Below are 17,361 nucleotides of genomic sequence, written 5' to 3'. Positions count from 1 at the left end.
ACCAGATACGCCGCCAACCTTCAAACCGCCCAAACACCAGATTCAGTCATAGCTCGGGATAGGTAGATGAATTGGCGAGACTCCAATCAGATGAACTCAAGGTTTTTCAAGCGGCATCACCTAACAAGGACACACTAGAGACTTTCATCACCGAAGTTACCAAACCTTTTGGGTCACCCGATATTGTGGTCCACTCCACCGACAATTCCTTTGAGGAAACCGCAGATAATGTCACCGAGCGGACATGAAACCAAACGGTTAAGGCGAACTTGTCGGATCCGTTTTTCATCAATGAAGCACTTGTGGGGAGCATGAAGGCACAAAAGTGGGGTCGCATCGTTCATATTACGAGCACCGATGGCCTTCATAGTGCACCCAATGCCGTAAGCTACGGCGCAGCTATTGCTGGCGTCACACAGCCGGTGCGCTCAATGGCTGACGCTTGGTCGCACTTTGGGGTGACAGTGAATGCTATTGTACCCAACTGCTTTTCAGAGCAAATCGATGACGTTGAAGTGGGAACTTGTATTGGGCGAACTGGAAAAGCTACAGAACTTGACGGTCCGATTTTATTTTTGTGCTCAAACGCATCGACTTATGTCACCGGTCAAACGTTGAATGTGGACGGCGGACATACTGCTAAGTAGCTTAGCAAGGACGCAATCATTGTCTTTTTTTTGGGTCTTCACCAAGCCTCTTGGCTTTAGACAAGTATCTTGCATCAGCATCTCCAAAATCAATAGATCGATCACAACATTTTGGCTTTTAGCCCGATCAATGAATGGCTGCTTTGGTGAAAAAGCCACTGAGAATGTGCGACTGCAGCGAAGGTCCGCAATCCGCCGATTCTGTGGAAAAACAACGTGTTGCTGGCGCAGAAAGTATTCCTGATCTCCTTCTTGTTGAAGATCAGCAGACTACAAATCGTAGCTTACGTCAGTGTCCGAATTTCGGGGGTAGCTCAGTAATCCTCAAACCGACTTGGCCAGTTCACAACTAATAGCTTAAAAGTGCCCTGACGGACCGAGCGCCTTGAAGCACTTGAAAAAGCAACTGCTTTCACTGGGGAATTGCCAGATTCAGCGTCCTTTCCAAACTGGATCACGTTTCTCGGCAAAGGCTTTGGCACCCTCTAATTGATCTTCAGAAGTGTAAAGTGTTTCCACAGTTTTGAACTGGCTTTTTGTGATTTTGTTAAGCGCGTCTTGGAATTTCATGTCCTCAGCCTCGCGCACGACCTCCTTGATCGCAGCATAGACGAGGGGCGGCCCTTCCGCGAGCATCTGGGCGAGTTTGCGGGTCTCGGTCATAAGATCAACCGCGGGATAGATATGGTTAATCATACCCCAGCGCGCGGCCTCATTTGCATCTAACCATCGGCCTGTGAGCAACATTTCCATCGCAATATGGTAAGGAATACGCTTTGGGAGCTTAACGCTTGCAGCGTCGGCAACAGTACCTGAGCGAATTTCTGGTAAAGCAAAACTCACGTGTTCGGCAGCCAAAATGATGTCTGCACTCAGTGCGAGTTCGAGACCGCCGCCGCAGCAAATCCCATTTACCGCGGCAATCACCGGTTTGTTTAGGTGGGGAAGTTCTTGCAAACCTCCAAAACCGCCGACACCATAATCGCCATCGACTGCGTCCCCATCAGCTGCTGCTTTGAGGTCCCAACCAGGGCAAAAAAACTTGTCACCTTCGCCCGTGATAATCGCAACGCGAAGATCAGGATCGTCACGGAAGTCTTTAAAAACTTGACCCATTATACGGCTCGTCGCGAGATCAATGGCATTGGCTTTTGGGCGATCAAGCGTAACTTCAAGGACATGCCCAACCCGGTGGGTCTTGATTGGATTGTCGTTCATGGCGCGTCTCCTTGGACGATGAGGGCATCTACTGCGACCGCGCTGGTTGGGGTGCAGATCAACGGGTTAACCTCAACTTCTTGCACCTGACCTTGATGTGCAATGACATATTTTTGGATCGCGTCAATCGCAGCCCAAAGTGCTTTACGATCAATTGGTTGAGCGCCGCGATACCCGTCGAGAATGGGCGCGCAACGCAAACTGCTCAACGCTTGGGTGACATCATTTTCTGTGACAGGTAAAACAAGCGAAGTGGTGTCTTTTAGCAATTCAGTCAGCGTTCCACCGGCACCAAGTGTTAACACGTATCCGTGCGCCAGATCGACCGTTACGGCGACGAGCATCTCAACGATCGAGTTTTGTATCATCTCTTCAAGAAGATATTCTTCGCAGTTCATTTTCGCACGAGCGCTTTTGACGGTCTCGATGTTGGTTAAGCCCACATGCACCGCACCGCTTTCAGACTTGTGTGCTAGGCCGAGCCCCTTAAGCACCCAAGGGGGGCACAGCGAGGTTTTTGCTGCTTCAAAATCTGCTGACGTCTTGCAGATCAGCGAATTAGGGATTTCCAAACCGAATTTCCCAAGTGCCTTTTTGGCGTCAGCTTCACTCAAAGTCGAAACGTTCTCAGGCTGTTGAGGTAGCAAAACGGGCTTTGCATGCAGCCGTTTGATGCCTGCCAATGCTACGGCGCGCAGGGCGGTGTCCATCCCATTGAGCGGGATCACTCTTTCGCGGATTAACCTTTGTGAGACGCCTTCGGGCATCGTGTCAGGGAGCGATCCAACGACACCAATCGGAATATTTGTACCGCGCTTGCAGGCAATAATCGCGTCTAGTGCGAAATCCCAGTCTGAAGTATCGCATCGATCTGCGCGCGGGATGTCCAAAACGACGAGCCCCAGAGCGATGTCTGCATCGAACAACGCGTCAAAGGTTTGTTGCATCAGTTCTTTGTCAGGCCAGATATAAGTGTGGTAATCTAGAGGGTTAGCAAGTGCTACTTTGGGACCTAGAGTTTTGCGTAGCTTTGTTTCTTGAGCAACTTTTAGGGGTGGAAACGCTAAATCGGATTCGGCAGCAAGGTCCGCCATCAAACTCGCTTCGCCGCCTGAACACGACGCTGAGGCGATCCTGTTCGACGCTAACGGACCCGCAATGTGCCAAATTTTCAAGAGTTCTAGGAAGGTACTCAAATCATCGACCTGCGCGAACCCTAAACGGTTAATAAGCGTGCTTGCACCGGTATGACTTCCCGCGAGAGAGGCGGTATGCGAAACAGACGCAAGTTGTGCTTGATCTGATTTACCAACCTTAAGAACACAAATAGGCTTTTTTAGTTCATGTGATAGGTGAGCTAAATGCTCCAATGCTCTGATATCATTAATCCCCTCAATGTGAAGGCCAAGGCAAGTGACGCGAGGATCACGTAGTAAATCCATTCCAATTTCAGGGAGATCTGTTTGCGCTTGATTACCCGCTGTAACCACGTACGCAAGAGGAACCGCGCGATTTTGCATGGTTAAATTGATCGCGATATTCGAGCTTTGAGTGATGATCGCGACACCACTTTCAACGCGTTGCCCACCATGTTGATCTGGCCAAAGTGCACAACCATCTAGGTAATTAAGAAAACCGTAACAGTTTGGTCCTAGAAACGGCATATCACCCGCAGCTTGTAGCAACCTTGCTTGAAGATCCGCCCCATCTTTAATCTCGGCCGACGCTTCTGCAAATCCGGAGGCAAAACAAACAGCGCCGCCTGCGTCGCTTTTAGAAAGAGAGGTCAGACACTTTACAGTCGCGTTGCGATTGACACCGAGAAAGCTGGAATCAGGTGCGCTAGGAAGATCCTCAATTGTTGGATAGGCCCGCAACCCTTCGATTGACGTCTTTGTCGGATGCACCGGCCAAATATCGCCATCAAAGCCAATAGATTTGCAGGTTTTGATAACATTTCTACACCAAGCTCCACCGCCGACAATTGCGATGGATTTTGGTTTCAGCAAACGTTCTAGTGACTTACGTGACATGGATTATGCGCCAAGAGGGCGGAACAAGTCGCGGCTTATGATGTGGCGTTGGATTTCGCTGGTTCCATCCCAAATCCGCTCGACACGGGCATCGCGCCAGAAACGCTCGATTGGATAGTCGTCCATCAAGCCCATACCGCCATGGATCTGCAATGTCGTATCGGTGACGCGTGCGAGCATTTCTGTCGCGTAAAGCTTGGCGCTCGCGATTTCTCGGTTCGCTGGCAAACCTTGATCCAGACGCCATGCACCCGAAAGGGTAAGCCAATCCGCGGCATCAATTTCGGTAATCATATCGGCAATTTGAAAACTGACACCTTGGAATTTGCTGATTTGCTGGCCGAACTGTTTTCGCTCTGCGGCGTAGTTCAAAGCATAGTCAAAACAGCGGCGTGCACGTCCGACGCTAAATGCCGCCACAGTCAGACGAGTGGCATAAAGCCATTCGTTCATCACCGCAAAACCGCCATCGACCTCGCCCAAGACTTGCGCATCGGGGAGGCGGCAATCCGTAAAATCGAGTACATAATTTTTGTAGCCACGATGGGAAACTGATTTGTAGCCTTCGCGTGCTTCAAAGCCGGGGGTTCCTCGATCAACCAAGAATGCGGTAATGCGTTTTTTGGGCCCTTTAGGGGTTTGATCTTCGCCTGTTGCTACGAAAACGATAAAGAAATCAGCGTGTTCGCCACCGGAAATAAAGTGTTTTGAGCCATTGATGATCCAATCACCACCGGACCGCATCGCGCTGCATTTCATCCCGCGCACATCAGAACCAGCTTCAGGTTCGGTCATTGCCAAGGCGTCCATTTTTTCGCCGCGTACTGCGGGTAACAGATAGCGTTCGCGCTGATCGCCTTCGCAAGCCATCAAGATGTTTTGTGGCCGACCGAAAAAATGCGTGAGCGCCATGGAGCCACGGCCGAGTTCGCGTTCGACCAGTGTAAAATCGAGATGGGAAAGACCCGCGCCACCAACCTCTTCGGGAAAGTTGCAGGCATAAAAGCCGAGATCTATCACTTTTTGCTTGAGCGCTTCACCAAGCTCGTGTGGCACCTGACCGCTTTGCTCAACTTCACTTTCATATGGATAAATTTCGTTTTCAACAAAACTACGGACCGTATCGACGATCATATTTTGCTCTTCGCTCAGTCCAAATTGCATGCATATATTCCGTTTGTTACCTCTCTAAAGTCGCCCTAGACACAGCTGGGTTTCCTGTTCGCGTGCGACATCGCATGTCTGTTTGCGACGGACTTTACAAGGGGTGCAAAACAAGGTCTTGAATTGGTACAATTGTTTGCTTGGAAACCATCACCCTTTGCGGCAACACTCAGCCTATGACACAGAAGAACACACGCATCGCTTTGAATGGATTTGGCCGCATCGGGCGATCAATTTTGAGGATCCTGCGCAGTGAGAACCTGCCGTTTGAGCTGGTTCTCGTAAACGATATTCAGCCGCTTGATGTGTGTGCCTATCTCTTTGAATACGATAGTGTTTTTGGGCGATACAATGGTGTCGTTGAACATTTTAACGGCGCTTTAGAGCTGGATGGCGATAGGATTGCGTTTCAGCATACGGATGATTTGAGCAAATTGGATCTATCCGACATAGACGTTGTGCTCGAATGTACGGGGCTTGCGGGAAACCGAGCTATTGCGACGCGCGGAATAGAGGCTGGGGCGACTTCCGTTTTGATATCTGGGCCATCTCAGACCGCAGATAAAACGATTGTCATTGGCGCTAACGATCAAGACCTCGGGGCGGCGCGCATAGTTTCAAACGCGTCCTGTACAACCAATGCGCTTGCGCCGCTTTTGCGGGTTTTGGACGAAGCTTATGGCATCGAAAGCGGTCACATGACGACGGTTCATTGCTATACGGGCAGCCAGCCGACTGTAGACAAACCGGGTGCTGATTTTGCGCGTAGCCGCGCGGCGGCCTTGTCGATGGTGCCTACGACAACAAGTGCGCAGCGCCTTACCGATGAGGTTCTGCCACATCTTGCAGGACGGATTGAAGCACGCGCGATCAGGGTGCCAACGGCCAGTGTTTCAGCGATTGATTTAACAGTGCAAACACGCGCGAGCGTAACGGCGCGGATAGTGCGTGATCATCTAAATTCACAAGCAAAAGGCAGCGTATTGGGTTGGACTGAACAACCGTTGGTTTCTTCGGACTTGCGCATGCGACCAGAGTCATTGGTTATTGTCGGGCCGGAAATCTCTGTGTCTGTTGGTGGTTTGTTACGGGTCTTTGGTTGGTACGACAATGAATGGGGTTTTTCCATGCGGATGCTCGAATTGGCACAGCGCATGGCTCAAAGATAGGACATGATATGCATCCGTTGGTGACAGAAGACTTGATAGAGAGCTATCAGCGCGACGGTGTTGTGCTGATCAAAGGGTTGTTTGCGGAGCATGTTGAAACGCTGCGCAAAGGTGTTCAGCGAAACATGGATGAACCCGGGCCATACGCGGCGGAAAACTTGAAAGCGGGCGAGGGTGGTCGCTTTTTCGATGATTATTGCAATTGGTCGCGCATTGACGAGTTTGAAGAGGTTGCGCGCCAAAGTGCTGCGGCTGAAGTCGCGGCAGATTTGATGCGCTCACAGAGCGTGCAGCTGTTTCACGACCATGTATTGGTGAAAGAACCGGGGACATCAAAGCCAACGCCATGGCACACGGACGGGCCGTATTATTTCGTTCAAGGTCAGCAAACCGTCAGCTTTTGGTCGCCGCTTGATGCCGTGACGGATGCGTCTTTGCGATGTGTCGCCGGATCGCATCTTTGGGAAAAGCCAGTCCTTCCAACGCGTTGGTTATCTGAAACCAGTTTCTATCCTGATGAGGACGCCTACATGCCGGTCCCTGATCCCGACGCGGAAGGGATGACTGTACGAGAATACGAGATGGAGCCGGGCGATGCTGTGGCGTTCAACTATTCAATTTTACATGGCGCGCGCGGCAATGAGACCAGCCAGCGCAGGCGCGCGTTCTCACTGCGATTGCTCGGGGATGATACGCGTTATGTAGAACGACCCGGGCCGACGTCGCCGCCGTTTCCGGGTCATGATATGGTTGCTGGCCAAAAGCTACGCGAGGATTGGTTTCCGATCCTCTACCGCCGCTAAAGGCTTAGAGGAATTTACCCATCGCAACGGCCGTGTCTGCCATACGGTTGGAGAAACCCCACTCGTTGTCATACCACGCAAGGATGCGACACATGTTGCCATCCATGACTTTGGTCTGATCCGTTGCAAAGATTGAGCTATGTGGATCGTGGTTGAAGTCCATTGAGACAAGCTTGCGATCATTGCATTCCAGAACCCCCGCGAGAGGACCGTCAGCTGCGGCTCTTATGGCTGCATTGATTTCCTCAACCGTTACGTCGCGATTGGTTTCAAATGTGAGATCAACAGCGGAGACATTCGGCGTAGGGACGCGGATGGCCACGCCGTCGAGTTTGCCCTCAAGCTCTGGCAGAACAAGTCCGACGGCTTTGGCCGCACCTGTAGAGGTTGGGATCATGCTCATCGCGGCAGCACGTGCGCGGTAGAGGTCCTTGTGCATCGTGTCGAGCGTCGGTTGATCGCCTGTGTAGCTGTGCACAGTCGTCATAAAGCCGCGCTTGATACCGAATGCGTTGTTGAGAACATAAGCGACAGGGGCCAAGCAGTTCGTTGTGCAAGACGCGTTGGATACGATCAGATCATCGGCTGTAAGGGTGTCACTGTTGACGCCGTAAACGATGGTTTTGTCAGCCCCTTTAGACGGAGCAGACACAAGAACGCGGCTCGCACCGTTTTCTAAATGCACTTTTGCTTTTTCTTTGTCTGTGAAGACGCCTGTGCATTCCATGACGATATCCACATCTGCCCATGGAAGCTCTGCAGGGTTGCGAAGTGCGGTGACAGCAATGGGTCCGCGACCAACGTCAATAGAGGTGTCGTTGTGCGTCACAGTGGCAGGGAAACGGCCATGGACACTGTCGTATTGCAGCAAGTGAGCGTTTGTTTCCACAGGGCCTAAGTCGTTGATTGCAACAACTTCGATATCTGTGCGACCGCTTTCGATGATCGCGCGCAAAATGTTGCGGCCGATACGTCCAAATCCGTTGATTGCTACTTTTACAGCCATGTCCACATCCTCATCATTCGCTTAGCGGTTTCGTTAGCGCTAACAAAAGCAAGCAGAGGGTAAAGTCAAGAGCGCCCGAGCAGATGTGACCCGCTTAGCGCCAGAATGCGAGCCATTCAGTCATATCGGTGAATTTCTTGGCCAAAAAGATGATGTTTGTTGAATCTGTCATAACAACGTCTGCAACAATCGCGATTGTGACGAGAAGGCCCAAGATGATCGCGAGTGTATTTGTCATGAGATGCTTTGCTGATTTGCCTAACCGCAAGATGCGACACCGTGGTCGAAATGCCAAGGCACAAAACCTTAGCCTTGCTGTTTCGCAAGCGCACGAAAATCGTGAGGCTCTTTGCTAGACCTTTTAAGCCTCCAAACTCTACTGGTTCAAACGGCCCAATGTAGCGGCCACATCTGCCATACGAGCAGAGAAGCCCCACTCATTGTCGTACCATGCAAGCACGCGAACAGTGCGACCACCAACGACTTTGGTTTGGTCCGGCGCAAAAATGCAGCTCTCTGTCGTGTGGTTGAAATCGATAGAAACCTTGGGTTCTGGATCATACGACAGCACAGCCCCCATGTGCCCTGCTGCGGCATCTTTGACGAGGGCGTTAACTTCTTCGACCGTTACCTCACGCTTAGCTTCAAATGTAAGATCCACCGCAGAGACGTTTGGTGTCGGCACGCGCATGGACGTGCCATCGAGCTTGCCTTTGAGGTTCGGCAGCACTTCGCCAAGTGCTTTCGCAGCGCCCGTCGAGGTCGGAATCATCGCCATAGCAGCCGCGCGTGCACGGTAAAGGTCCGCGTGGCGGCGATCGAGCATCGGTTGATCACCTGTGTAGGAGTGGATCGTGGTCATGATGCCACGCTCAATTCCGATACCCTCATCCAAGACTTTAGCAAGCGGGGCGAGGCAATTGGTGGTGCAAGAGCCATTGGAAATCATCGTATCGCCCTCGCGCATATCGCGGTGGTTCACGCCGAAGACGATTGTGCGCTCAACGTTTTTCGCAGGGGCGGAGATGAGCACTGCTTTCGCGCCACGCTCAAGATGGACTTTTGCTTTGTCGCCATCGTTGAATTGGCCAGTACATTCGAGCACCACATCACAGCCGGACCAATCGAGTTCAGCGGGATCGTAGGTCGAGAACATTTCCATCGGACCGCGGCCTAGATCCATTGTGTTGCCGCTGACTTTGACATCACCCGGAAAACGCCCGTGCACACTATCATAGCGCAGCAAGTGCGCGCTGGTCTCAATCGGACCTGTCGCGTTGACCTTGACCACTTGGACGTCATTGCGCGCTGCTTCTGCGATATGCGCGAGTGTGGAGCGTCCAATACGGCCAAAGCCGTTGATGCCAAGTGTTACGGTCATGGAAGTCTCCTAACTGCGCGTCTGTTGAGGGTTGTATAGCGAGCGGATGGGAGAGTGGCCAAAGGAATAATCGAATATTGGCAGTGTGTTAGCGATAAACTTGGCGGGTTGGCGCATGGTGGCGCTAACTGTTTAGCATCGCTTGGTCGTGGTTGCGGTAACACGCGCGCGCGGTTGAACTGCGATTCGTTTGGTGATGAGTGATTTTCCAATCATTTCATGATCGGACCAACTGGGGGCTAGCCCCCAGACCCCCAAAGTTTATCGGAAAGATGAAGGCGATCGAGTTGGTTTAGTGTAACGCCTTGGTCTGGTGAAGCCGCACCTTCAACCCGCCATGGGGAATAGGGGCGCTGGTGTCGCTGAAGGGCAGGCCACAGGTGCGTGCGAGCGACGTATCGGTGGTGATTATTGCCACGCGCCATCCTCTGAAACGTGTTTTGAGAGTGGTGCCAAGCGCGCCATAGAGCGCAAAGAGCTGCTTCTTTTCACCAATGCGTGCGCCGTAGGGTGGGTTTAGTATAACGAGGCCAGGCGGGCCATCGGGGCGCATGAGATCGCTGATGGAGGCGTGAGTGAAGGTGCATAGGTGTTCGATGCCAGCGCGATTGGCGTTTGAGGTGGCGTTGGTGATCGCACCTGCGTTGCGATCTGAGCCGTAAAAATGTGGCGTTTCGATCGGTTTTGGCACAGATGAGCGCAAGTCTGTCCAACGTTCAGGCATAAATGTCGCAAGACGCTCGAACGCGAAGTTGCGCGAGCGACCAGGATGCAGTCCAGCCGCAATTTCTGCGGCCTCGAGTGGGAATGTTCCAGAACCGCACATTGGGTCGAGGACTGGCTCGGAGCCTTGATAGCCGCTCGCGCGCAAAAAGAGAGCCGCGAGGGTTTCACGCATAGGGGCTTTGCCTACCGCCTCTTTGTGGCCGCGCTGGTGCAGTGGCGCACCTGAGCTATCAACAGAAAACGTGCACATGTTGTCTTCGATCCGGACCATGATTTTGATGGGATCTTCATTCGGTTCCGCTTGGCCCAAACGTTCGCGGATTGCTTTCTCGATGCGCTCTTTGGCGGCACCGGCATGATAGATTTTCGATTTGCGAGTTGTCACATCGACACGCACGAAAGTGCCCGCGTGTAACAGGGCAGCCCAGTCGAGCGTGCGGGTTTGTTTTTCAAGCTGGCTGAGGTTGAAGCTGCGGAAAATGGCAAAACGCGCAAGCACGCGCGATGCACCGCGCAAAGTGAGGTTGGCGCGCATGACATTTGGCCAAAGGCCAAAGAACGTGATGCCACCAGCCGTGATTTCTGCGCCTTTAAAGCCTGCTTCAAGCGCTTCGGCTTGTAGATACAGCTCAAGACCCGGAGGGCAGGCGCAAAAGATTTCAAAGGGTTTCATATCTGTGGAGCGGTTGGGTGCGCAAGATCACGCACCCACCGATCTCTTTATCCCAGCAAAGCTTTGACTTTGGCAGCGGTTGCTTGCGCAGTGATGCCGAAGTGCTCATATAGCTCGCCCGCAGGGGCAGAAGCACCAAAGCTATCCATGCCAACGAAGTCTGCTTTCGCTTCACGACCGCGTTCACCCAAAAGCCACTGATCCCAGCCCATACGCACACCTGCTTCGACAGCGACACGCACAGGACCGCCCGGAAGTACGCGCTTGCGGTAGCTTGCGTCTTGCTCGGCGAACAACTCCATACACGGCATAGACACGACGCGCGTGCCGATGCCCTCGGCCTGCAACAAGTCACGCGCTGCGAGGGCGATTTCGACTTCGGAACCAGATGCCATCAGGATCGCTTGGCGCTTGCCATCCGCATCAGCCAATACATATCCGCCCATGGCAGAGAGGTTCTTGGTCTTATGCTCAAGGCGCACTGTCGGCAGGTTCTGACGCGACAAAGCCAAGACAGAAGGTGTGGTTTTACTGGTCAGGGCGACTTCCCAACTCTCGGCCGTTTCAACGGTGTCCGCAGGGCGGAACACATAAGTGTTCGGCGTTGCGCGCGAGATCGCGAGATGCTCGACGGGTTGGTGCGTCGGGCCATCTTCGCCAAGACCGATGCTGTCGTGCGTCATCACGAAAACAGTCGGGATTTTGGACAAAGCTGCAAGACGCATCGCAGGACGCGCATAATCGGTGAAGCACATGAATGTGCCACCGTATGGGCGGATGCCGCCGTGCAGGACCATGCCGTTCATCGCAGAGGCCATGCCGTGCTCACGGATGCCCCAGTAAATGTAGCGCCCTTCGCGATTGTCCGTGTCGAACACGCCCATATCACCGGTCTTGGTATTGTTAGACCCTGTGAGATCCGCGGAACCACCAACAGTTTCCTGCATGATCGGGTTCACAACTTGCAACGTCATCTCAGAGGATTTGCGCGTTGCCACTTTTGGTGCGCTCTCAGTAACTTGTTTTTTGAACGCTTTGATCGTTGCGGCCAACTTTTTAGGTGCTTCGAGCGCATAGGCGCGGTCAAACTCGGCCTGTTTGTTGCCAGAGATCGCCGCGAAACGCTCTTTCCAAGCGGCATGCTCGGATGCGCCGCGTGATCCAATCGCTTCCCACGCGGATTTGATGTCTGCGGGAACTTCGAACGGACCGGATGTCCAGCCGTAGAGCGCTTTGGCCTCAGCCATCTGCGCATCATCCGTCAAAGCGCCGTGACCCTTTGAGGTATCTTGCGCCGCGTGGCCCAGTGCAATGTGAGTTTTGCACGCGATCATGGACGGCTTGTTGGATTTTTTCGCCGCTGTCAAAGCAGCGTCGATCTCATCAGGGTTATGCCCGTCAATTTCCTGCACATGCCAGCCAGAGGCTTTGAAGCGCATGACTTGATCTGTGCGATCAGACAACTCAACCGTCCCGTCGATCGTGATGTTGTTGTTGTCCCAAAGCACAATCAATTTGCCAAGCTCGTGACGGCCTGCAAGACCAATCGCTTCTTGGGACACACCTTCCATCAAGCAGCCGTCGCCCGCGATCACATATGTGTTGTGATCGACGATTTTCTTGCCGTAGCGCGCGCGCTGGATTTCTTCTGCCATCGCGAAACCAACGGAATTGGCGATGCCTTGGCCCAAGGGACCGGTCGTTGTTTCAATCGCATCTGCGAGGAAATTCTCAGGATGGCCCGCTGTGAGCGCACCTTTTTGGCGGAAGTTCTTTACTTGGTCCAAAGTGATCTGAGCATCGCCCACAAGATAGAGCAGGGAGTAAAGCAGCATGGAGCCGTGACCCGCCGAGAGAATAAAGCGATCGCGATCAGCCCAAAGCGGCGCACTTGCGTCAAACTTCATGTGCTTCTCAAAGAGCACGGTCGCAACATCGGCCATGCCCATCGGCATACCCGAGTGGCCAGAATTGGCGGCGTGGATTGCGTCCAAAGTCAGCGCACGAATGGCGGCTGCCTTGTTCCAGTGATCAGGGTTGGCGGAGCGAAGAGCTGCAATATCCAAAAGGGTCGTCCTTTGTGAGAGGCGGAGTATGTTTGCGCGCTGCATACCAAGCTAGTGGCAAAGATCAAGCGCGGCTCTTAAGTGATTGGCATGAAAGGGGGGAGTATTTTGCGAAAGCATTGGCTAAAGTTGGAAAAAGCCGCGCAAACGAGCGATTCGCTTGATGCGAGTCCAATTGCGTGTTGGTTAAAAAGAAGCAGACGAGGGAGAGCACGATGAGCGATATCACCGAGCTCGAGCGCCGGATTACGGCGGCGCTGGATCGAATTGGGGCTGGTTTAGATGGGCTGGAGGCACCTGCGCCTCTTGGTCCTGATCCTGCTGAATTACAAAACTCTTTGGATATTGCCGCCGCGCGTGTCGAAGAGCTCGAAAAAGAGCTGAGCGATCTGAAAGCCGCTAGTGCGGATATGGATGCGCTTGAGCAAGCTTTGAGCGATGAGAAACTTGCGAATGCCCAGCTTGAGGAACGCATGAAAAGCGTGCGCGATACCGCGGACCGTCATGCCTCTGCGATGGATATCCAGGCGCTTGAGCAGCAAAAGACGACTGCCAAGCTTGATACAGACCTGCAACGCCTGCGCCGCGCCGCTGAAGATTTACGCGCATCTAACCTGAGCCTTCGATCCGCGATGGAAGAAGGGCTGAGCGAGCCGCATTTGATTAACAAGGCAATGCTTGCAGAACTTGAAACCCTGCGCGCAACGCGTGCTGTAGAAATGGCGCAAGCAGATGCCGTTCTGGCAGCACTTGATCCATTGGTGAAACGTGCTGCACAAGACGCAGCAAAAGCTGGTGAAGAGGAGGGCACTCATGCCTGAGGTCACTATTTCCATCGGTGGGCGCAATTTCGAGGTCTCCTGCCAAGAGGGCGAGGAAAGCTATCTGCACTCCGCCGCGAAAATGCTCGACATAGAAGCACAGACCTTGGCCAGCCAAATCGGTCGTATACCGGAAGCACGCATGTTGTTGATGGCAGGCTTGATGCTTGCGGATAAAACCGCTGCGATGGAAGACAAGGTGCGCAGCGTCGAAAAACAGCTGGGTGCAACTCAAAACGAATTGACGGCCTTGCAGAACAAACCTGCGCCGGCTCCGGAGCGGATCGAGGTGCCTGTCGTGCCCCCGCAAGTGACGGATACCTTGGCAGAAGTCGCCGCGCGCGCAGAATCTCTCGCGGCCGCGATCGAAGAAAAGTGCCAGCCTGCAAGCTGACACCGCCTTATGATCTTGCATGCTGTCTATTGTAGCGTCCTGAGCGAGATAGAGCGCAATGAAGTGACTGCGCTCTTTCAGCAGTTGGAAGCCCTGTGCGAGAGGCTCGAAGGCGCTTTGTCCTTTGAGAGCGGACCAAACAGAGATTTCGAACAAAAATCCAAGATCTATTCGGATGGTTTCATTATCCGTTTCGAAAATGCGGATGCCCTAAAACGTTACGCAGAGCACCCTACGCACAAAGAACTTGGTGCTCAGCTGTGCACGTTTTGCGACGGTGGCGCAGATGGCATCATCGTGTTCGACCTAGAGGTCTAAGCGCGCCAAGCATCTGCTTGACAGAACCTGCGCAACCCCGCATACACCGCGAGCCTGCACGGGGGATTCCCGTTTGGGTGATATAGTAATGACGCACGGACGTGCGCGCTGTTTACGGGTGAGGGTAACCTCGCAAACGCCGCTTCGCGGGACCCTAAAGACGCGGAAAACAAGGAAGACGACATGTTCGCGGTAATGAAAACCGGCGGCAAGCAATATAAAGTCCAGTCAGGCGATATGCTTCGAGTGGAAAAGCTAGCTGCAGATGCGGGTGAAACCGTACAATTCAATGAAATTCTGATGCTGGGCGGCGACAAGACTGTCGTAGGCGCACCTATGGTCGACGGCGCTGCTGTTCAGGCCGAGGTCGTAGACCAGATCAAAGGCGAAAAAGTTATCAATTTCGTTAAGCGTCGTCGTAAGCACGGCTCCCAGCGTACAAAGGGTCACCGCCAAAAGCTGACTTTGGTGCGTATTGGTGACATTCTTGCGTCCGGTGGCGACAAGTCTGGCGTTAAAGCAGCAATAGGTGCTGGTTCTGTTGCAGGCGTGGCTGTTGCCGCAGTTGCAGCGAAAGCTGCTCCTAAGAAAGCCGCTGCACCGAAAAAAGAATCCGCACCTAAGAAGGCAGCGACTCCGAAAGCCGCAGCCGCAGCGCCAGCCGCTGAAGTTGCAGGCGTAGAGCCAGCAAACCTTCTTAAAGAAGCACGCGGTGGCGTTGCAGATGACCTTAAGCGTATTTCTAGCGTTGGCCCGAAGCTTGAGGGTACATTGCACGAGATCGGTGTCTTCCACTTCGATCAAATCGCAGCATGGGGCCCGGCAGAGATTTCCTATATGGATGATCGTCTGTCCTTTAAAGGTCGCATCGAACGTGACGACTGGATTGCGCAAGCAACTCAGTTCGCAGCAGAATAAGAGGAGCACGACCCCATGGCACATAAAAAAGCAGGTGGTTCATCCCGTAACGGTCGCGACTCAGCGGGTCGCCGTCTCGGTGTAAAACTCTACGGTGGCCAAGCGGCTATCTCTGGTAACATCATCGTACGCCAGCGCGGAACAAAGTTCTGGCCAGGCGAGGGCGTTGGTCTTGGTAAAGATCACACGATCTTTGCTGTGACGGACGGCGCGGTGAAATTCCACAAGGGCCTCAAAGGCCGCACATTCATTTCGGTTCTCCCGGCAGCGGAGGCCGCGGAGTAAGCCGTTTCTGAAGTGCTAAGACATTCAAGGGATCGGTGGTAACGCCGGTCCCTTTTTCTATTTCTGGAGGTTTTGTTTATGACCCCTCACATTCAAACTGAAAGACTTGTACTACGGCCGCTCGCTTTGACGGATACCGAGTCAATATTCACGCTCATAAACAATGAGAACGTTGCTAAGTGGTTGACGCCAATCCCTTGGCCTTACACTCAAAGCGATGCGCTGGATTTTGTAAGTCGCGTTACTGCTCAGAACGAAGATGCTTATTATGCGATCTGCGAAGACGGAACGTTCATAGGTTGTATTTCTTACGGTGCACAGCTTGGGTATTGGTTAGGCGAACCATATTGGGGCCATGGATATATGACTGAGGCGACCAAAGCTGTTTTGGATGATTATTTTGAAGATGGTCATTCTAAAATGATTTCCGGGTATCATTTGGGCAACCAAGGATCTTGTAAGATATTGGAAAAAATGAATTTTCAAAGAATAGAGCAGGTCCCAAGTAGATCAAATGTTGTAGGCAAAGTAACTATACAACGGATGATTTTGAAAAATTCTGATTGGGAGGCGCGAGGTAAATGAGTGTCGCCGCAGGAGCTTTTCTAATCTTCGCCGCCTCACAAGTCGGCACACCCGGTCCCGCGAATATGGCGCTGATGGCTACGGGTGCGCGCTTTGGGTTCAAAGCTGCGCTGCCTTTTGTCGTCGGTGTCGCGCTTGGCAAGCAGTTGATCATCTGGCCTATCGGGTTTGGCTTGATGGAAGTCATCGCAACTGTGCCGTGGCTTTTTACAGCGCTCAAGTACATTTCCGCGGCCTACATCATCTGGCTCGCGTGGAAGGTTGCCAACCTACGCCTCAACACCGAGCAGACCACATCCAAAGCCCCTGGCTTTGCGGCAGGCCTGATCGTGCATCCGCTTAATCCCAAAGCTTGGGCGATGATCGTCGGCGGTTTCACCGCCTTTGTCGAACCGGGCACGCCGACGCTTTATGCGACCGCTGTGATTGCTGCCTGCCTACTCGCGTGCCAAATCGTGCTGCACCCGATCTGGACCTTCGCAGGTCATAAAATCGCGCAGACCGTCGCGGGGACGCGCGTGGAAACTTATTTGATGTGGACCCTTGCGGCACTCACTGTCGCCTCTGTACTGTTTGTTTTGTTCGCATGAGCAAAGGTAGGAATGAAATGACTTTGACACAGCAACCGACGATCACCACAGAGCACTTTGTTTTGCGTCCGCTTCGCACCTCTGATGCGGGTTTGATTGAGTTGTATACCAGCGATGATCGCGTTGCGCGTATGACCAACAATATCGCGCATCCATTGCCCCCCGGTGCGACGGAAGCGCTGTTAATGCGCGCCAATGACCCAAAGCGTGAACAGGACATTTGGGCGATCGATATGACCCACAAAGGCGGTCCTGATCTTATCGGTCTGATCATGCTTAACAGGCTCGATGAAAGCCAATCCGAAGTCACAGGTTGGGTCGCCCCGGCGTTTTGGAACACCGGAGCAGCCAGTCAGGCGGTACACAATCTGATCGAGAACAATCCGCTCGGGAATAAAGCCATTTTTGCGTCTGTTTTTCAGGATAATCCGGTCTCTGCAAAGGTTCTGATCAGCGCAGGATTTGACTACATCGGGGACGCAGAAACATTTAGCGTTGCACGCAGCGCCAATGTGCCAACATGGACCTATTTGCGCAAACTGAACTAAGCGCGTAAACCGCCTC

At 53.0% G+C, this 17,361-nt stretch carries 18 protein-coding genes and 1 pseudogene; 11 read left to right on the top strand and 8 right to left on the bottom strand.

All coding sequences use genetic code 11. The features are described from left to right. Positions 1 to 263: 263 nt before the first annotated feature. Positions 264 to 647 (top strand): annotated as a pseudogene (locus tag PFRI_RS08600) (SDR family NAD(P)-dependent oxidoreductase); the annotation flags it as partial. A 432-nt stretch (positions 648 to 1,079) separates the two neighbouring features. Here the strand turns inward: PFRI_RS08600 and PFRI_RS08595 are convergent. Genes PFRI_RS08595 through PFRI_RS08585 form a run of 3 tightly spaced genes read right to left on the bottom strand, consistent with a single transcriptional unit; the run spans position 1,080 to position 5,062 of the window. Next, positions 1,080 to 1,865: a carnitinyl-CoA dehydratase gene (locus PFRI_RS08595; protein ID WP_072630296.1), complete on the bottom strand. Its 786-nt coding sequence runs from the start codon at positions 1,863 to 1,865 to the stop codon at positions 1,080 to 1,082. Beyond that, a complete protein-coding gene (locus tag PFRI_RS08590; RefSeq protein ID WP_072630295.1) occupies positions 1,862 to 3,898 on the bottom strand; it encodes an acetate--CoA ligase family protein in 2,037 nt (678 codons plus the stop codon). The genes PFRI_RS08595 and PFRI_RS08590 overlap by 4 nt, the downstream gene beginning before the upstream one ends. A 3-nt stretch (positions 3,899 to 3,901) precedes the next feature. Further along, a complete protein-coding gene (locus tag PFRI_RS08585) occupies positions 3,902 to 5,062 on the bottom strand; it encodes an acyl-CoA dehydrogenase family protein (protein WP_072630294.1) in 1,161 nt (386 codons plus the stop codon). 176 nt (positions 5,063 to 5,238) lie between these two features. Here PFRI_RS08585 and PFRI_RS08580 point away from each other — a divergent pair, with 176 nt between their 5' ends. Both PFRI_RS08580 and PFRI_RS08575 read left to right on the top strand, forming a co-directional pair. Then, positions 5,239 to 6,231 carry a type I glyceraldehyde-3-phosphate dehydrogenase gene (locus PFRI_RS08580; RefSeq protein WP_072630301.1) on the top strand — a complete coding sequence of 331 codons (993 nt, stop codon included), beginning with the start codon at positions 5,239 to 5,241 and terminating at the stop codon, positions 6,229 to 6,231. An 8-nt stretch (positions 6,232 to 6,239) separates the two neighbouring features. Beyond that, positions 6,240 to 7,034: a phytanoyl-CoA dioxygenase family protein gene (locus PFRI_RS08575; RefSeq protein ID WP_072630293.1), complete on the top strand. Its 795-nt coding sequence runs from the start codon at positions 6,240 to 6,242 to the stop codon at positions 7,032 to 7,034. Positions 7,035 to 7,038: 4 nt separating this feature from the next. Here PFRI_RS08575 and gap (PFRI_RS08570) read toward each other — a convergent pair whose 3' ends face one another. From gap (PFRI_RS08570) to tkt, 5 genes are all read right to left on the bottom strand, one after another. Next, positions 7,039 to 8,040 carry a type I glyceraldehyde-3-phosphate dehydrogenase gene (gene gap / locus PFRI_RS08570; RefSeq protein WP_072630292.1) on the bottom strand — a complete coding sequence of 334 codons (1,002 nt, stop codon included), beginning with the start codon at positions 8,038 to 8,040 and terminating at the stop codon, positions 7,039 to 7,041. Positions 8,041 to 8,134: 94 nt separating this feature from the next. Beyond that, positions 8,135 to 8,278, bottom strand: a complete 144-nt coding sequence (locus PFRI_RS21350; RefSeq protein ID WP_170124859.1) for a hypothetical protein — start codon at positions 8,276 to 8,278, stop codon at positions 8,135 to 8,137. A gap of 138 nt (positions 8,279 to 8,416) precedes the next feature. After that, the gene (gene gap / locus PFRI_RS08565; RefSeq protein WP_072630291.1) at positions 8,417 to 9,421 is read right to left on the bottom strand and encodes a type I glyceraldehyde-3-phosphate dehydrogenase; all 1,005 of its coding nucleotides are present in this window, start codon (positions 9,419 to 9,421) and stop codon (positions 8,417 to 8,419) included. A 292-nt stretch (positions 9,422 to 9,713) separates the two neighbouring features. Next, the gene (locus PFRI_RS08560; protein ID WP_072630290.1) at positions 9,714 to 10,820 is read right to left on the bottom strand and encodes a THUMP domain-containing class I SAM-dependent RNA methyltransferase; all 1,107 of its coding nucleotides are present in this window, start codon (positions 10,818 to 10,820) and stop codon (positions 9,714 to 9,716) included. Positions 10,821 to 10,867: 47 nt separating this feature from the next. Beyond that, positions 10,868 to 12,886: a transketolase gene (tkt, locus tag PFRI_RS08555; protein ID WP_072630289.1), complete on the bottom strand. Its 2,019-nt coding sequence runs from the start codon at positions 12,884 to 12,886 to the stop codon at positions 10,868 to 10,870. Between the two features lie 215 nt (positions 12,887 to 13,101). Between tkt and PFRI_RS08550 the strand changes: the two genes are divergently transcribed. The 8 genes from PFRI_RS08550 to PFRI_RS08515 all read left to right on the top strand — a co-directional run bounded on the left by PFRI_RS08550 (position 13,102) and on the right by PFRI_RS08515 (position 17,345). After that, a complete protein-coding gene (locus tag PFRI_RS08550) occupies positions 13,102 to 13,707 on the top strand; it encodes a hypothetical protein (protein ID WP_072630288.1) in 606 nt (201 codons plus the stop codon). Next, positions 13,700 to 14,101 (top strand): cell division protein ZapA, encoded by a 402-nt coding sequence (locus PFRI_RS08545; protein WP_072630287.1) that lies wholly within the window; start codon positions 13,700 to 13,702, stop codon positions 14,099 to 14,101. The genes PFRI_RS08550 and PFRI_RS08545 overlap by 8 nt, the downstream gene beginning before the upstream one ends. Before the next feature lie 9 nt (positions 14,102 to 14,110). Continuing rightward, positions 14,111 to 14,419, top strand: coding sequence for a Dabb family protein (locus PFRI_RS08540; RefSeq protein ID WP_072630286.1), 309 nt, complete (start codon positions 14,111 to 14,113; stop codon positions 14,417 to 14,419). Between the two features lie 183 nt (positions 14,420 to 14,602). Further along, positions 14,603 to 15,337, top strand: a complete 735-nt coding sequence (locus tag PFRI_RS08535; protein WP_072630285.1) for a 50S ribosomal protein L21 — start codon at positions 14,603 to 14,605, stop codon at positions 15,335 to 15,337. 15 nt (positions 15,338 to 15,352) lie between these two features. Next, the gene (rpmA, locus tag PFRI_RS08530; RefSeq protein ID WP_072630284.1) at positions 15,353 to 15,622 is read left to right on the top strand and encodes a 50S ribosomal protein L27; all 270 of its coding nucleotides are present in this window, start codon (positions 15,353 to 15,355) and stop codon (positions 15,620 to 15,622) included. 78 nt (positions 15,623 to 15,700) lie between these two features. Then, on the top strand, positions 15,701 to 16,207 hold the full coding sequence (locus PFRI_RS08525; protein ID WP_072630283.1) for a GNAT family N-acetyltransferase: 507 nt from the start codon (positions 15,701 to 15,703) through the stop codon (positions 16,205 to 16,207). Further along, the gene (locus PFRI_RS08520) at positions 16,204 to 16,797 is read left to right on the top strand and encodes a LysE family translocator (RefSeq protein ID WP_072630282.1); all 594 of its coding nucleotides are present in this window, start codon (positions 16,204 to 16,206) and stop codon (positions 16,795 to 16,797) included. Before PFRI_RS08525 ends, PFRI_RS08520 begins: the two co-directional genes overlap by 4 nt. A gap of 17 nt (positions 16,798 to 16,814) precedes the next feature. Further along, positions 16,815 to 17,345 carry a GNAT family N-acetyltransferase gene (locus PFRI_RS08515; RefSeq protein WP_072630281.1) on the top strand — a complete coding sequence of 177 codons (531 nt, stop codon included), beginning with the start codon at positions 16,815 to 16,817 and terminating at the stop codon, positions 17,343 to 17,345. Positions 17,346 to 17,361: the final 16 nt, after the last annotated feature.

The organism is Planktotalea frisia, from assembly GCF_001890925.1.
GTDB classification, from domain to species: Bacteria; Pseudomonadota; Alphaproteobacteria; order Rhodobacterales; family Rhodobacteraceae; genus Planktotalea; species Planktotalea frisia.
Note: the sequence above shows the minus strand (reverse complement) of the source record. Positions and strands in the feature narration are given on the sequence as shown.

What these genes read in the sequence shown, in the direction of transcription:
- PFRI_RS08560 (WP_072630290.1), bottom strand. Translation starts at nt 10,820, where the DNA reads ATGAAACCCTTTGAAATCTTTTGCGCCTGCCCTCCGGGTCTTGAGCTG.
- gap (WP_072630292.1), bottom strand. Translation starts at nt 8,040, where the DNA reads ATGGCTGTAAAAGTAGCAATCAACGGATTTGGACGTATCGGCCGCAAC.
- PFRI_RS08585 (WP_072630294.1), bottom strand. Translation starts at nt 5,062, where the DNA reads ATGCAATTTGGACTGAGCGAAGAGCAAAATATGATCGTCGATACGGTC.
- PFRI_RS08540 (WP_072630286.1), top strand. Translation starts at nt 14,111, where the DNA reads ATGATCTTGCATGCTGTCTATTGTAGCGTCCTGAGCGAGATAGAGCGC.
- PFRI_RS08545 (WP_072630287.1), top strand. Translation starts at nt 13,700, where the DNA reads ATGCCTGAGGTCACTATTTCCATCGGTGGGCGCAATTTCGAGGTCTCC.
- PFRI_RS08595 (WP_072630296.1), bottom strand. Translation starts at nt 1,865, where the DNA reads ATGAACGACAATCCAATCAAGACCCACCGGGTTGGGCATGTCCTTGAA.
- gap (WP_072630291.1), bottom strand. Translation starts at nt 9,421, where the DNA reads ATGACCGTAACACTTGGCATCAACGGCTTTGGCCGTATTGGACGCTCC.
- PFRI_RS08550 (WP_072630288.1), top strand. Translation starts at nt 13,102, where the DNA reads ATGAGCGATATCACCGAGCTCGAGCGCCGGATTACGGCGGCGCTGGAT.
- PFRI_RS08580 (WP_072630301.1), top strand. Translation starts at nt 5,239, where the DNA reads ATGACACAGAAGAACACACGCATCGCTTTGAATGGATTTGGCCGCATC.
- rpmA (WP_072630284.1), top strand. Translation starts at nt 15,353, where the DNA reads ATGGCACATAAAAAAGCAGGTGGTTCATCCCGTAACGGTCGCGACTCA.
- PFRI_RS08525 (WP_072630283.1), top strand. Translation starts at nt 15,701, where the DNA reads ATGACCCCTCACATTCAAACTGAAAGACTTGTACTACGGCCGCTCGCT.
- PFRI_RS08535 (WP_072630285.1), top strand. Translation starts at nt 14,603, where the DNA reads ATGTTCGCGGTAATGAAAACCGGCGGCAAGCAATATAAAGTCCAGTCA.
- PFRI_RS08520 (WP_072630282.1), top strand. Translation starts at nt 16,204, where the DNA reads ATGAGTGTCGCCGCAGGAGCTTTTCTAATCTTCGCCGCCTCACAAGTC.
- PFRI_RS08575 (WP_072630293.1), top strand. Translation starts at nt 6,240, where the DNA reads ATGCATCCGTTGGTGACAGAAGACTTGATAGAGAGCTATCAGCGCGAC.
- PFRI_RS08515 (WP_072630281.1), top strand. Translation starts at nt 16,815, where the DNA reads ATGACTTTGACACAGCAACCGACGATCACCACAGAGCACTTTGTTTTG.
- PFRI_RS21350 (WP_170124859.1), bottom strand. Translation starts at nt 8,278, where the DNA reads ATGACAAATACACTCGCGATCATCTTGGGCCTTCTCGTCACAATCGCG.
- PFRI_RS08590 (WP_072630295.1), bottom strand. Translation starts at nt 3,898, where the DNA reads ATGTCACGTAAGTCACTAGAACGTTTGCTGAAACCAAAATCCATCGCA.